General features: G+C 63.4%; 13 protein-coding genes and 1 tRNA gene. 7 read left to right on the forward strand and 7 right to left on the reverse strand.

The genetic code is table 11. The features are described 5' to 3' along the window. The first annotated feature begins 33 nt into the window (after window positions 1-33). Window positions 34-666, forward strand: a complete 633-nt coding sequence (locus tag F759_RS0111080; RefSeq protein ID WP_013338705.1) for a response regulator — start codon at window positions 34-36, stop codon at window positions 664-666. A 20-nt stretch (window positions 667-686) separates the two neighbouring features. Next, the gene (locus F759_RS0111085; protein ID WP_027799906.1) at window positions 687-1,115 is read left to right on the forward strand and encodes a response regulator; all 429 of its coding nucleotides are present in this window, start codon (window positions 687-689) and stop codon (window positions 1,113-1,115) included. Between the two features lie 13 nt (window positions 1,116-1,128). Here the strand turns inward: F759_RS0111085 and F759_RS0111090 are convergent, their stop codons facing one another. After that, window positions 1,129-2,331: an MFS transporter gene (locus F759_RS0111090; protein WP_027799907.1), complete on the reverse strand. Its 1,203-nt coding sequence runs from the start codon at window positions 2,329-2,331 to the stop codon at window positions 1,129-1,131. A 184-nt stretch (window positions 2,332-2,515) separates the two neighbouring features. Between F759_RS0111090 and F759_RS0111095 the strand changes: the two genes are divergently transcribed. Beyond that, complete coding sequence (locus tag F759_RS0111095) at window positions 2,516-3,013, forward strand: DUF2569 domain-containing protein (RefSeq protein ID WP_027799908.1); 498 nt, start codon at window positions 2,516-2,518, stop codon at window positions 3,011-3,013. A 21-nt stretch (window positions 3,014-3,034) separates the two neighbouring features. Here the strand turns inward: F759_RS0111095 and F759_RS0111100 are convergent, their stop codons facing one another. The 6 genes from F759_RS0111100 to F759_RS0111125 all read right to left on the reverse strand — a co-directional run bounded on the left by F759_RS0111100 (window position 3,035) and on the right by F759_RS0111125 (window position 8,995). Then, a complete protein-coding gene (locus F759_RS0111100) occupies window positions 3,035-3,862 on the reverse strand; it encodes a phosphodiesterase (RefSeq protein ID WP_027799909.1) in 828 nt (275 codons plus the stop codon). A gap of 44 nt (window positions 3,863-3,906) precedes the next feature. Then, window positions 3,907-4,992, reverse strand: coding sequence for an ABC transporter ATP-binding protein (locus tag F759_RS0111105; RefSeq protein ID WP_027799910.1), 1,086 nt, complete (start codon window positions 4,990-4,992; stop codon window positions 3,907-3,909). Next, window positions 4,989-5,894 (reverse strand): ABC transporter permease, encoded by a 906-nt coding sequence (locus tag F759_RS0111110; RefSeq protein ID WP_027799911.1) that lies wholly within the window; start codon window positions 5,892-5,894, stop codon window positions 4,989-4,991. The genes F759_RS0111105 and F759_RS0111110 overlap by 4 nt, the downstream gene beginning before the upstream one ends. Before the next feature lie 58 nt (window positions 5,895-5,952). Beyond that, the gene (locus F759_RS0111115; protein ID WP_027799912.1) at window positions 5,953-6,777 is read right to left on the reverse strand and encodes an ABC transporter permease; all 825 of its coding nucleotides are present in this window, start codon (window positions 6,775-6,777) and stop codon (window positions 5,953-5,955) included. Beyond that, window positions 6,774-7,853, reverse strand: coding sequence for an ABC transporter substrate-binding protein (locus F759_RS0111120; protein WP_027799913.1), 1,080 nt, complete (start codon window positions 7,851-7,853; stop codon window positions 6,774-6,776). Before F759_RS0111120 ends, F759_RS0111115 begins: the two co-directional genes overlap by 4 nt. Window positions 7,854-7,927: 74 nt before the next feature. Continuing rightward, entirely contained in the window at window positions 7,928-8,995 is a 1,068-nt protein-coding gene (locus F759_RS0111125; protein ID WP_027799914.1) for a LacI family DNA-binding transcriptional regulator, read from the reverse strand. 240 nt (window positions 8,996-9,235) lie between these two features. On the opposite strand from F759_RS0111125, the gene F759_RS0111130 reads away from it, so the two are divergent. The 4 genes from F759_RS0111130 to F759_RS0111150 all read left to right on the forward strand — a co-directional run bounded on the left by F759_RS0111130 (window position 9,236) and on the right by F759_RS0111150 (window position 13,173). Next, window positions 9,236-9,320 (forward strand) — tRNA-Leu (locus F759_RS0111130). Window positions 9,321-9,575: 255 nt separating this feature from the next. Then, the gene (locus tag F759_RS0111140) at window positions 9,576-11,087 is read left to right on the forward strand and encodes a sugar ABC transporter ATP-binding protein (protein ID WP_027799915.1); all 1,512 of its coding nucleotides are present in this window, start codon (window positions 9,576-9,578) and stop codon (window positions 11,085-11,087) included. A 16-nt stretch (window positions 11,088-11,103) separates the two neighbouring features. After that, window positions 11,104-12,129 (forward strand): ABC transporter permease, encoded by a 1,026-nt coding sequence (locus F759_RS0111145; RefSeq protein ID WP_027799916.1) that lies wholly within the window; start codon window positions 11,104-11,106, stop codon window positions 12,127-12,129. A 102-nt stretch (window positions 12,130-12,231) separates the two neighbouring features. Continuing rightward, complete coding sequence (locus F759_RS0111150) at window positions 12,232-13,173, forward strand: ABC transporter substrate-binding protein (RefSeq protein WP_027799917.1); 942 nt, start codon at window positions 12,232-12,234, stop codon at window positions 13,171-13,173. Window positions 13,174-13,230 lie beyond the last annotated feature (57 nt).

The raw sequence follows: 13,230 nt of genomic DNA on the forward strand, positions 1-13,230 counted from the left end.
TTGGAGCGATTCCATCGTACGGACACCAAGCCGATGATTCGAGTGTTGATAGCCGACGACCACGCGATCGTCCGAGGGGGGTTCAGGCAGTTCGTCGCCGACGAGCCGGACATGTGTGTCGCGGCGGAAGCCGCCACCGGCGACGAAACCATCAGCCTCGTGCGCGAACAGGCATTCGACGTCGTGCTGCTCGACATCGCGATGCCGGACAAGAACGGCATCGACACCTTGCGCGTGATCAAGCAGGTGCGCCCCGAGCAGGGCGTGCTGATCCTGTCCGGCTATCCGGAGAGCCAGTACGCGATCAACCTGCTGCGCGCGGGCGCGAACGGTTATCTGAACAAGGACTGCGAGCCCGACGAAATCGTGCGCGCGATTCGTGCGGTGGCGCGCGGGCATCGTTACTTATCCGAGGCCGTGGCCGACACGCTGGCCGACAATCTCGACAAACCAGCCGCGGCGCGGCCGCACGAAGCGCTGTCCGAGCGCGAGTTCCAGATTTTCTGCAAGCTGGCGGCGGGGCAGATTCCCACACAGATTGCCGAGGAGCTGCATTTATCCGTCAAAACGGTGAGCACGTACAGGGCTCGCGTACTCGAGAAAATGCGCTTGGCGAACAATGCCGATCTGACTTATTACGCGATCAAGAACGGCTTGATCGAATAACGGACGATCGAGAAATCCCGATGAACAGCGAATCGAACACCGTTGCCGAGTCAGCCAACCGCGCACCGTTGCGCGTGCTGCTTATTGAGGATTCGCCGCTGATCCGCCGCAGTCTGGTGGAGGCCATCGACGCGTCGGGTACGCTGCGCGTGGCCGCTTATGCCGACTCCGCCGACGAAGCCATCGCACTTCTCGGCGACGAGGCGTTCGACGCGGTGATCGTCGATCTGCAATTGAAGCAGGGTTCGGGCGTGCCCGTATTGGCCTATCTGCAGCGGGAAGGTCTGATCGACTCCGTGTTCGCCGCCGTGCTGACCAATCACGCGTTGCCCGCGTATCGCGAGCGCTGCGAACAGTATGGCGTGCGCCACTTCTACGACAAGTCGTTCGAATTCGATCGCGTGATCGACGCGTTGCACGAATACGCGTTCGCGCGAAGCAACGGGTAGGCGCTCGCCCCCATCAATCTTTTGCAGTGCGAGCCTGCAGCGCCAGATGATTCCATGCGGCGAAGCCCGCGAACAGCAGTCCCGCGACGCTCACGCCTATCCATCCGAAAACCGGCCACACGGCCGCACCAACGCCCGAGCCAAGCGCTCCGCCGATGAAATAGGCAACCATGTACACGGTATTCACGCGGCTGCGTGCGTCGGGCTTCAGCGCATAGATGCGCGACTGATTCGAAATCTGCGCGGCCTGCACGCCGACGTCGAGCACGATCACGCCGATCACGAGCCCCGCGATGCTCGTCGCCGACATGCCGAACACGACGAAAGAAATCGCGACCAGCACGATGGACAGCGTGATGATCGCGCGCGGTCCGCGCCGGTCGGCGAACTTGCCGGCTAGAGGCGCAGCGAGCGCGCCCGCCGCGCCGACGATGCCGAACAATCCCGCCGCCTGCGGTCCGAGGTGGAACGGCGCACCGGCCAGCAACAGCGCGAGCACTGACCAGAAGATGCTGAACGCGGCAAACATTGCGGCACCGGTCAGCGACGCTTCGCGCAACTCGCGATGCTCGACGATCAGATGCCACATCGACACGAGCAGCTTGCCGTAGGTCAGCGTGGAGGTCGGCTTGCTCTTCGGCAGACGCAGGATGATGACCACCGCGAGCACGAGCAATGCGACCACGGACGCGGCGAATACCGCACGCCAGCCGAAATATTGCGCGACGAGCCCCGCAGCGGTACGCGCTAGCAGAATGCCGAGCAGCAGGCCGCTCATCACCGTGCCCACTGCATGGCCGCGGCCGGACGGCGGCGCGAGTTCGGCGGCGAACGGCACCGCCTGTTGCGCGATGGTGGCGAGCACGCCGATCGCAAGACTTGCGAAGATCAGCACGGGCAGCGTCGGCGCGGCGGCGGCCACGACCAGCGCGACGCACATGCCCGCGGTTTGCAGGAGGATCAACGCGCGCCGGTCGAAGCGGTCGCCGAGCGGTGCGAGCAACAGCATGCCGGCCGCGTAACCAAGCTGCGTGACGGCGGGCACCGCGCCGACCCACGACGCGCTCGCAGGAAACGACTGCCGCAAGTTATCGAGCAGCGGCTGGTTGTAATAAATGTTCGCGACCGCCACGCCCGCAATGGTCGCGAGGAGAAGCAGCAGGCCGCGCAGCGACCGGTCGGCGGAAACGGGTGTGGACGCGTTCGAAGTGGACATGAGAAAGGCAGTGGGCGGACCGGCCCATGCGCGGTCCTCAAGCGTGCCGATCATACCGGAGCAAAACGGATTGTGCTGACTCGCTGCCACGCAGGCGCAATGGGCGCTATGACAAAAATGCGAAGTTTTGTGGAATCGAGTTCGTAGAATCAGCGCGCTATTCCGGCCAACTCCGCACGATTTCATGAACGAGCCCACGACATGCCCGACTCAACGTCAATGCCCGCGCATCGGCGGATGCCTGCTCATTGTGCTGTTCTGCCTCGCGGCCTGGGCGCTCGTTACCGCAATCGCGATGCGCGCCCCACTGAAAATGATGCTCGAATGGGAACTGCTTGCAGTCTTCATGCGCGCGGGAACGCATGGCTGGTATCGCACGGTGATTGTGATGGTCGGCGCGGATGTGATGATCGGCGCGTTTATCGTGGCGGGCATGGGGTGGTTTGCGCTGCTCGCGTGGCGCAGATCGGCGCGCTTGCCGGTGCAGGTGCAAGCGTGGCTCGGCGCGATTCTCGTGATGCGCGCAGGCGCCTATCTCGCGAGCGATTACCTGACGCACGCAATCGGTATCGACATCGCAATTCCGTTCGACGGTCTCCTGCAGGCCATTATCGCGGCCGCGCTCGGAATACCGTACTTCAGAGTATCTCGGCGCGTGCGTCGGACATTCGTCAACCGCTGATCGTACGCCGCGAGCGCGTGCTCAGTCGATCAGCGCGCCTTCCGGCTCATAGAACGGATATGGACCCTCGGCGGCATCGACATACGCGTGATGCGTGACGAGGCCGGTTGCCGGATCGTAGCGATGCAGCGCATACGCGGGCGGTTCCATCACGAACGCGGAGGGCGCGTCTTCGCGAAGATCGAGTGCGACCTGATGCGCGGGCGCGGGCACCGCCGATGCAATGGTGCCGCCAAAACGCACGAACATCGGACGATGCACGTGTCCGCACATCACGCGCTCCACGTTCGGATAGCGCACGATCAACGCAGCGAGTTTGTCTGCCGCGATGGGATCGAGCCGCAAGTCGTCCATATGTCCGATGCCGCAAGCAAACGGCGGATGATGCAACGCGACGACTGTCGGCTTGCCGCTCGCCGCGTCGAGCTGCGCCGCGAGCCACGCGAGCCGCGCGTCGCATAGCGTACCGCCGCTTTGCCCCGGCACCAGCGAATCGAGCGCGATTATGCGTAGTGCGCCGACATCGACGGCGTACTGTATGAACTCGCCGCCGCCATGCAATTCCGCGCGATCGGGAAACGCGGCGCGCAACGCGGCACGGTCGTCGTGATTGCCGACCAGCAGCAAGTACGGCAGTTCGAGCGGCGCAAGCAGCGTCTTCAGGTGCTCGTACTGTTGCGGGTCGCCCTGGTCGACGAGATCGCCGGTCATGATCACGGCGTCGGGACGGGGAACGAGCGCGTTCAGCGCAGCGACGCAACGCGCGAGATGCGCGGCGGTATCGACGCGGCGATACGCGAGCGCACCGGGACGCTTGATATGCAGGTCGCTAATTTGGGCCAGCAGCATGGGGTAGTCCTTGTTTTAGCGCGCTCAAGAACAGCGCGGCCTCGTTACGATAGCGCAATCAGCGCATCCTGCCCGATCGAGATGCCAACCGGCGTGCCGCGCGCCAGTTCGACGCGGCCCGCGACGTCGACCACGAGCGCATCCGGTGCCGCGCCGCTGATCGTCAGGCGCGTGCGCTCGCCGAGAAACGCGCTCGTTTCGATGTGCCCACGCAATTGCGCATGAGCCGGATCGGCGAGGAATGCGTCTTCGGGGCGAAAGAAAATCTCGTGCGCCGAGCCTGCCTGCGCCGCAGAATGCGTGGGCGCCGAAGGCAGCGGCACTGCGCCGCCCGTGGTCGTCAACATGCCGTCGCGACGCTCGCCGGCCACGCGGTTGATGGTCCCGACAAACTGCGCGACCGTGCGGTTCGCCGGCCGATAGTAGATCTCGCGCGGCGAGCCGATCTGCTCGATACGCCCCGCGCTCATCACGACGATGCGGTCGCCGAGTTCCATCGCTTCCGCCTGGTCGTGCGTCACATAGACCGTCGTGATCCCGAGCTCGCGCAGCAGCGCGTTCATTTCGCTGCGCAACGCGTCGCGCAAACGCGCGTCGAGGGCCGTGAGCGGTTCGTCGAGCAGCAATACACGCGGCTGCACGGCAAGCGCGCGAGCGAGCGCCACGCGTTGACGCTGACCGCCGGAAAGCTGGTCGACCGGTTTGTCGGCGTGCGCGGTGAGACGCATCATGCTGAGCAATTCGTCGATGCGTTGCCGCGAGGTTTCGAGCGGCACACGTTTGATCTTCAGTCCATAACCGATGTTGCCGCGCACGGTCAGATTCGGAAACAGCGCGTAGCTCTGGAACACCATGCCGACCTGACGTTTTTCGATGGGTAGCGCGGTGACGTCATCGTCGCCGAATGCGATGCGGCCACCCGCGTCGGGCGTCTCCAGCCCCGCGATCATTCGCAGTGTGGTGGTCTTGCCGCAACCTGACGGGCCGAGCAGCACGAGCGTCTCTCCGGCTTCGATATGCAGATCGACCGGTTCGAGCACGCGTGTGCCGCGAAACGTTTTCGCGCATTGCGTGAGCGTGATGGGAACCGAAGCGGAAGCGGATTGGGGAACAGCGGCGGCGAGTTTCATGGCGTCGTGATGGACTTCGAAGCAGAAGCGGCGATGCGCTTTTTCGCTGCGCTGCGCTGGCCGGTCGCATCGACGCCGAGCCATTGCATCGCGACGAGTAGCGGCATCGTCATGATGAAGAAGAGAATTGTGTACGCGCTGCCGATTTCGATGCGCATCGACGCGTAAGTGTCGGCGAGACCGACCGGCAGCGTCTTCGTATCGGGCGTGTGCAGCATCCACGTCAGATTGAATTCGCCGATGGAAAGCGTCAGCACGGCGAGCGCGCCCGCCACGATGCCCGGCCTCGCGTTAGGCAGAACGATGGTCGTAAAGCGCTGCATGAAGCTCGCGCCGAGACTCGCCGCGCCTTCTTCGAGCGTGCGCAGATCGCTGCTCGCGCTCACCGCGGCGACCGCGCGCACCATGAACGGCAGCGTAAACACCACATGGCCCACGACGATAAACGCGACGCTCATGCGGAACGTCGTGAAGCCGCCATAGACCACCAGCAGCGCGAGTGCGGACGCGAGGCCAGGCAGTGCGATCGGCAGCACGAGAAATTCCTCGATGACGCGGGAAAGCCGCGTCTTGCTGCGCGCGAGCACGTAGCCTGCGGGCACGCCGGTCAGCAGCGTGATGAGCAACGTGGCCGCCGCCACTTCGAGCGATAGAAACACCGAGCCGTGATACTGCGCCCACACTTCGGCGAGCCAGCGCAGCGTGAATCCGCTGGAGATGCCCTTGAAGTAGTTGACGGTCACGCCCGCGAGGATCGACATGACAACCGGCACGAGCAGGAAAGCGCATAGCAGCAGCGTGACGAGCCACTGGCCGGCTGCGAGCCATGCTCTTGTATCGGGCAGGCGGAGCCGCGTGCGGGGCTTTGCCTGACCCGGCAAGGAGGAAGTAATCGAATTCATCAAGAGGCCTTGCTTCCGGGTGTGGGTCCGCGCTGTGTTGAATAACGAATGGCGACGCTCATGCGCTTGCCGCCACGGCTGAGCCGCTTATGCTTCGCGCCAATGCAAGCACCGCCCATGTGACGATGCCGAGCACGATCGACAGTCCTGCCGCCGTCACCATGTTCGCGTTGAGCGTGAACTCCGTGTAGATGGTCATCGGCAATACGTCGATGTCGGTCGCGAGCGTGAACGCGGTGCCGAATGCACCCATCGCGGTCGCGAAGCACACCGCGCCCGCCGCAATCAAACCGGGCGACAGGGCGGGCAACACGACGTCGCGCGTAATGCGCCACGGCGATGCGCCGAGCGAACGCGCGGCTTCTTCGAGCGATGCATCGAGTTTGGTCGCCGATGCCATCACCGTGACGATCACGCGCGGAATCGAGAAGTACAGGTAGCCGAGAAAGAGGCCGCTCATCGAGTAGGCGAATACCCAACGGTCGCCGGTGAGTTTGAGCGACAGCGCGCCGATCAGCCCCTGGCGTCCCGCGAGCATGATGACCATGAAGCCGACCACCACACCGGGAAATGCGAGCGGAAACGTCAGCAGCGCGAGCAGCGTGCGCTTGAATGCGAACTCGCGGCGCGCGAGCAGCAGACCGGCGATCACCGAGAGCACCAGCGTCGCGGCCGTGACAGCCGCCGACAACACGATCGTCGCGCCGAGGCTCGACATGTAGCGCGGATTCGTCAGCATCGCGCGATAGGTGGCGAATGCGTGGCCGTCGCCGCTCAGTTGCGCGAGCGCGCCCATCGGCAGCAGCCAGAACGCGATGAAAACCGCCAGCGCCGGCGCGATCAACGCAATGCGCCAGCGCAGCGGGAACGTGATGTCGTTCAATGCATCACCTGTAGATAACGCTCGCCGAAGCTCGACTGCTTCTCGGCCATCTTGCCGAAGTCCACCGGCTTTGCGCGTGAGTAGTCGCTTGCCGGCAGGAACTTCGCGGCGGTCTGCGCGCTCATCGCGTTCGCGCGCACCGGGCGCAGATACGCATCCGCCCAGAGTTTCTGACCTTCGTCGGAGAGCACGAAGTCGAGCACCTTCTTGCCGTTCGCTTCGTGCGGCGCGCCCTTCACGAGGCTCATTACGTACGGCACGGAGATCGTGCCTTCCTTCGGAATCACAAACTCGACGTTCGCGTGATCCTTGTATTTTGCGCGATAGGCGTCGAAATCGTAGTCGAGCAGAATCGGAATCTCACCGGACATGACGCGCGCGTAGGCGGTCTGCTTCGGCACGATCGGCGCGTTGGCCTTGAGCTTGCGGAACCAGTCGAGGCCCGGTTCGAAGTTATCGAGCGTGCCGCCGAGCGCCTGATTCACCGCAACGGCGCCCGCGTAGCCGACGAACGCGCTCGACGGATCGAGATAGCCGATCATGCCTTTGTACTCGGGCTTGAGCAGGTCGGCCCACGAGCGGGGCACGGGCTTGCCTTCGAGCGCGTCCTTGTTGACGAAGAAGCCGAGCGTGCCCGAGTGGATCGTGAACCAGTAGCCTTGCGGGTCTTTCAGGTTCGCGGGAATGTCGTCCCAATGCGCGGGCTTGTACGGCTCTACCACGCCCTTGTCCTTCGCCTGGAAAGCCGACGAAACGCCGAGATACACGACGTCCGCCACCGGGCTCTTCTGCTCGGCCATCAATTGCGCAATCGACTGGCCGGAGTTCTTGTTGTCGAACGGCACGCGAATGCCGGTCTTTTGCTGGATCGCCTTGATCTGGCTTGCCCAGTCGGCCCATTCGGGCGGGCAGTTGTAGCAGATCGCGGTTTCATCGGCATGGGCAGTTTGCGACGTGATGGTGGCAAGCGCAGCGGTGACAGCTACGCCGGCGCACAGCGCGACGACGGTGGACTGCGCGAGGCGGCGCATCAGCGGTGAAAGCGCCGATGCGGGGCGTACGGAAGAGCGGATCACTGCGGTTCTCCTGGAAGGGAAGAGAGCGGGTGGTTCTGGGTTGGTTGTTCAGGCGAGTGGTTCATGCGGGTTGTTCAGCGTTGAAGATGAAGGCGCGGGCTCACATGCGTTGCGGCCGCGTCGTTGCGGTTTGAAATCGCGGCGATGGTGGCGCCTTCGCGCAAGCTATGCGGCAGCGTGAGCGCAAGCGGCGCTTCGCCGAGGCCTTCGTAGTTTGCGGTGACGCGTGCGAGCAAACGGCGCCATGCTGCGCAGCCGATCTCGCGGTTCGGCGCGCACACGCTTGCTAGCGGCGGCGACAGCAGTTCGCCCATTGCGAGGCCATCGAAGCCGAGAATCGACATGTCGCGCGGAATCTGCAGACGCGCGCGGCGCAGGCCGCGCATTACCACCATCGCGAGCAGATCGTTGCTGCAGAAGAGGGCGCTTGGACGGTTCGGGCCGCTCGTCAGATGCGCGAGCACCGAAGGCGCCAGTTCGTCGGCGTTGAAGTCCACTTCGAGTGCGGGTGCCGGCGTGAGGCCCGCTTGCTGCATCGCTTGTGTGTAGCCGAGATGTCGCTGCCGCGCGCGGTCCGATGCGGCGAGCGTGCCGGCGAGCATCAAGATGCGGCGATGGCCGTGCGCGATCAACATGCGCACGCCTTCGTAGGCGGCGAGGCGGTTGTCCACGGATACCGACGGACGCCGTACCGTGTCGTTGTGCATCAGCACATAGAGCAGGCCGTCGCGGTCGAGTTCGTCCAGAAGCGGGTGAGTGTCGGCGTCGGCGACCGTCAGGATCAGGCCTTCCACGCGATGCTCGCGCAGCGTTTCGATTGCGCGGCGTTCGCGGTCGGCGTCGTACTCGGTGGTCATCAGCATGAGCCGGTAGCCTTGCGGGGCCGCGAGTTCGTCGATGCCTTGCAGGCACTGCGCGAACACCGGGTTCGCGAGCGTCGGCACGATCACGCCGATCAGGCGCGTGCGCTCGCCGCGTAATTGACGGCCGAGCGGGTTGGGCCGGAAGTTGAGCGCGTCGATGGATTGGCGAACTTTGTCGAGCGTGACCGGATTGACGGTGTGCGGCGCGTTGATCGCGCGCGAGACCGTCGCAATGGAAAAGCCCGCGTGCGCGGCGACATCCTTGATCGTCGGGGTCATGATTTTCCGCTCGGTTGTAAACGTTTTCAGGAGCGGATTATCGGGAAGGTTTGTGACTCGCCGATGACTGGAGTTTCTGGCCGAGGATCGGCTGTTTCGGAGGCGAGGGCGCGGATGCGCTGTGGGGCTGGCCGGTTGGCGTCGCCGGTTCGATTGGCGGCTTTGGGGCGGCGTTGCGGGCGTTTGGCCGGGCCTGGCGGCCAGTGGTAGAATGCGCGTCCACGCGTTTTGCCCACCCTCGCCGGGGTGATGAAATTGGTAAACATAGCGGACTTAAAATCCGCCGCTTCACGGCTTGCCGGTTCGAGTCCGGTCCCCGGCACCAGCAAGTTTCCCCCCCAATCCCAAACTCTGCACACTCCCCACCCACCTGACCGCTGCACACACTGGGGAATGCCTGAACTTGAGCCGCTCCCGCCGCGCGTCGTAGAATCGTCGCACATCGGTTTGGGGGTCCAGCAATGTGCCTGGCTTCTCGTTGCGATTTCAATCGAATAAACCGGCGCCGCGCGGCGCTTTCGCGACCCGTCTGTCGGGTTCAGGCGAGCGCTTGCCGCGCGCTCGCCATTGGCCTCGCACCATGACCCCGCTTATCTCCGTCAAAAAGCTCAGCAAGAGCTTTCCCGGCGTGCGGGCGCTCCACGACGTGCAGTTCGAACTGATTGCGGGCGAAGTCCACGCGCTGATGGGCGAGAACGGCGCCGGCAAATCCACGCTGATGAAGATCCTCGCCGGCGTGTACACCCGCGATTCCGGTGAAATCCTGCTCGGCGGCCTGCCGGTGGAGTTGCTGAGCCCGCGCGACGCACAAGCCGCGGGCATCGGCATCATTCATCAGGAACTCCAGCTGATGAATCACCTGAGCGTCGCACAGAACATCTTCATCGGCCGTGAACCGCGAGGGCGGCTGGGTCTCTTTCTCGACGAAGAGAAACTCAACGTGCAGGCGCGTGAGATCCTTGCGCGCATGCACGTCAATCTCGATCCGCGCGCCAAGGTCGGCGACCTGACGGTTGCCAGCCAGCAGATGGTCGAAATCGCCAAGGCTTTGTCTTTCGACTCGCGCGTGCTCATCATGGACGAGCCTACCTCCGCTCTCAACGACGCCGAAATCGCTGAGCTCTTTCGCATCATCCGTGAACTGAAAGAGCGGGGCGTCGGCATCGTCTACATCTCGCACAAGATGGACGAGCTCAAGCAGATCGCCGATCGCGTCACCGTACTGCGCGACGGCGAGTATGTGGCCACGGTCGCCGCCGCCGACACCAGCGTCGAGGCGATCATCGGCATGATGGTCGGGCGGACCTTGAGCGACGTTGCCCCCGCCGCGCGCGCCGCGGCGCAAGGCGAGATCGCGCTCGAAGTGAGGAATCTGCACGCCGGCCCGCTCGTGCGGGACGTGAGCTTCACGCTGCGCAAAGGCGAGATACTGGGTTTTGCCGGTTTGATGGGCGCAGGCCGCACCGAGGTCGCGCGGGCGGTGTTCGGCGCTGACCCGCTCGAGTCCGGCGAAATCTTCGTGAAAGGAGCGAAGGCCGCGATCAAAAATCCGAGCGACGCAGTGGCGCATGGCATCGGCTATCTGTCGGAGGATCGTAAGCGCTTCGGTCTCGCGACCGGTATGGATGTCGAATCGAACATCGTCATGTCGAACCTGCGCCATTTCCTGTCGCTCAACTTTTTTCTGCGCCGCGCGCGGATGCGCCGCCGGGCCACGCACTTCATCAATCTACTCGCCATTCGCACGCCGTCCGCCGCGCAGGAAGTGCGGCTGCTGTCAGGCGGAAACCAGCAGAAGATCGTGATTGCGAAGTGGCTCGAACGCGACTGCGACGTGCTGTTCTTCGATGAACCGACGCGCGGCATCGACGTCGGCGCGAAAAGCGAAATCTACAAGCTGCTGCGCGCGCTCGCGGACGAGGGCAAGGCGATCGTGATGATCTCGTCGGAGTTGCCGGAGATTTTGCGCATGAGCGACCGCATCGTCGTGATGTGCGAGGGCCGCATTACCGGTGAACTCAGCGCGGAACAGGCGACCCAGGAGCGCATCATGCATCTGGCCACGCAGCGCCAAACCCTGCAAGCGGCGTGAGCCTCGAGAGGACGCTATGACAACACAATCCGATTCTCCCGCGCTGACCGGCCAGCGACGCCTGACCGGCCTCAGGGCCCGCATCTTCTCGCCCACGGCCTTGCAGAAGCTGCTTGCCTTCGCGAGCCTGATTTTGCTGCTGGTGTTTTTCAGCTTCGCATCGCCCGCTTTCATGCAGATGGACAACATCCTCGGCATCTTGCAGGCGACGGCGGTCAACGGAGTGCTTGCGATTGCCTCGACGTTCGTCATCATTACCGGGGGCATCGATCTGTCCGTCGGCACGCTGATGACTTTCACAGCAGTCATTTGCGGCGTATTTCTCACCTACTGGCACTTGCCGATGTGGCTCGGCGTGCTCGCCGCGATCGGCACGGGCGCGATCTGCGGGACCATTTCGGGCACGCTCACCGCCAAAATGAAAATACCGCCGTTCATCGCCACGCTTGGCATGATGCTGCTGCTCAAAGGGCTCTCGCTCGTTGTGTCGGCCGACAAGCCGATCTATTTCACCGACACCGAAAATTTCTACATGATCTCGCAGGATTCGCTGATCGGTTATCTGGTGCCGAGCCTGCCGATTCCTAACGCGGTACTGATTCTGTTCTTTCTCGCAATCGTGAGTTCAGTCACGCTTAATCGCACGGCGCTTGGCCGCTACACGTTCGCACTCGGCAGCAACGAGGAAGCGGTGCGGCTTTCGGGCGTGAACGTCGACAGGTGGAAGATCGCAATTTATGGCCTGGGCGGCGCGATCTGCGGCATCGCCGGCTTGCTGATCGCATCGCGCCTGAATTCGGCGCAGCCCGCGCTCGGCCAAGGCTACGAGCTCGAAGCAATCGCGGCGGTGGTGATCGGCGGCACATCGCTTTCGGGCGGCTCGGGCACGATACTCGGCACCATCATCGGCGCGTTCATCATGAGCGTATTGACCAATGGTTTGCGCATCATGTCCGTCGCTCAGGAATGGCAGATCGTGGTGACCGGCCTCATCATCATTCTCGCGGTCTACGCCGACATCCTGCGACGCAAAAAGAGCTGACGCTCCGCCGCACAATATCAACAACGGGAGGCGCTACAACGCTTTCCCGACGGCTGAAGAAGGCTGAAGAAGAAGGGTCCACACCTTAGGAGGAGAGAGTCCATGTTGAATCTAAAACTGCTCGGCGTCGTGGTTGGCGTCAGCGCGCTCGTTGGCGGGGCGAATCTTGCATACGCGGACGAGGTCTACATTCCGTTGATTTCGAAGGGCTTCCAGCATCAGTTCTGGCAAGCCGTCAAAGCCGGCGCCGAACAGAGCGCTAAGGAGCACAAGGTCAGGATCACCTTCGAAGGGCCGGAAACCGAGGCGATGGTCGACAAGCAGATCGACATGCTGTCTGCCGCGCTTGCGAAGAAACCGCAGGCGCTCGGCATCGCCGCGCTCGACAGCAAGGCGGCCATTCCGCTTCTGCGAAGGGCGCAGGCGGCGAAGATTCCGGTTATCGCCTTCGACTCCGGCGTGGACAGCGACATCCCGTTGACCACCTGCGCCACCGACAACCTCGCCGCAGCCGCGCTCGCCGCCGACAAGATGGCCGACGCAATCGGCAATGCCGGCGAAGTCGGCGTGATCGTGCACGATCAGACGAGCCGCACAGGCATCGACCGCCGCGACGGTTTCCTCAACGAGATGAAAAGCAAGCATCCGAACGTCAAGATAGTCTCGGTGCAGTATGGCGGCGGCGACCATCTGAAGTCGGCGGAAATCGCCAAGGCGATGATCCAGGCGAATCCGAACCTGAAGGGCATTTTCGGCGCGAATGAAGGTTCCGCGGAAGGCGCGGCCATCGGCGTGAAGGAGTCGGGCAAGAAGCTCGTGTTGATCGGCTACGACTCAGGCAAGGAGCAGAAAGAGGACATCAATTCCGGGCTGATGGCGGGCGCGATTACGCAGAACCCGATAGGCATCGGTAAATGCGTCGTCGATTCCGCGGTGAAGGCGCTCAAGGGCGAGAAGCTGCCGAAGAAGGTCGACACCGGTTTTTACTGGTACGACAAGAGCAACATGAACGATCCGAAGATCGCCGCCGTGCTCTACGATTGATCGTCGTTAGGCGCGTCGCTTAAATCGCATCGCTCGGATTGCGTCGCGCTGAATTGC

Origin of the sequence: Paraburkholderia dilworthii (genome assembly GCF_000472525.1) — a bacterium.
GTDB classification, from domain to species: Bacteria; Pseudomonadota; Gammaproteobacteria; order Burkholderiales; family Burkholderiaceae; genus Paraburkholderia; species Paraburkholderia dilworthii.

What these genes read in the sequence shown, in the direction of transcription:
- F759_RS0111080 (WP_013338705.1), top strand. Translation starts at nt 34, where the DNA reads ATGATTCGAGTGTTGATAGCCGACGACCACGCGATCGTCCGAGGGGGG.
- F759_RS0111085 (WP_027799906.1), top strand. Translation starts at nt 687, where the DNA reads ATGAACAGCGAATCGAACACCGTTGCCGAGTCAGCCAACCGCGCACCG.
- F759_RS0111090 (WP_027799907.1), bottom strand. Translation starts at nt 2,331, where the DNA reads ATGTCCACTTCGAACGCGTCCACACCCGTTTCCGCCGACCGGTCGCTG.
- F759_RS0111095 (WP_027799908.1), top strand. Translation starts at nt 2,516, where the DNA reads ATGAACGAGCCCACGACATGCCCGACTCAACGTCAATGCCCGCGCATC.
- F759_RS0111100 (WP_027799909.1), bottom strand. Translation starts at nt 3,862, where the DNA reads ATGCTGCTGGCCCAAATTAGCGACCTGCATATCAAGCGTCCCGGTGCG.
- F759_RS0111105 (WP_027799910.1), bottom strand. Translation starts at nt 4,992, where the DNA reads ATGAAACTCGCCGCCGCTGTTCCCCAATCCGCTTCCGCTTCGGTTCCC.
- F759_RS0111110 (WP_027799911.1), bottom strand. Translation starts at nt 5,894, where the DNA reads ATGAATTCGATTACTTCCTCCTTGCCGGGTCAGGCAAAGCCCCGCACG.
- F759_RS0111125 (WP_027799914.1), bottom strand. Translation starts at nt 8,995, where the DNA reads ATGACCCCGACGATCAAGGATGTCGCCGCGCACGCGGGCTTTTCCATT.
- F759_RS0111140 (WP_027799915.1), top strand. Translation starts at nt 9,576, where the DNA reads ATGACCCCGCTTATCTCCGTCAAAAAGCTCAGCAAGAGCTTTCCCGGC.
- F759_RS0111145 (WP_027799916.1), top strand. Translation starts at nt 11,104, where the DNA reads ATGACAACACAATCCGATTCTCCCGCGCTGACCGGCCAGCGACGCCTG.
- F759_RS0111150 (WP_027799917.1), top strand. Translation starts at nt 12,232, where the DNA reads ATGTTGAATCTAAAACTGCTCGGCGTCGTGGTTGGCGTCAGCGCGCTC.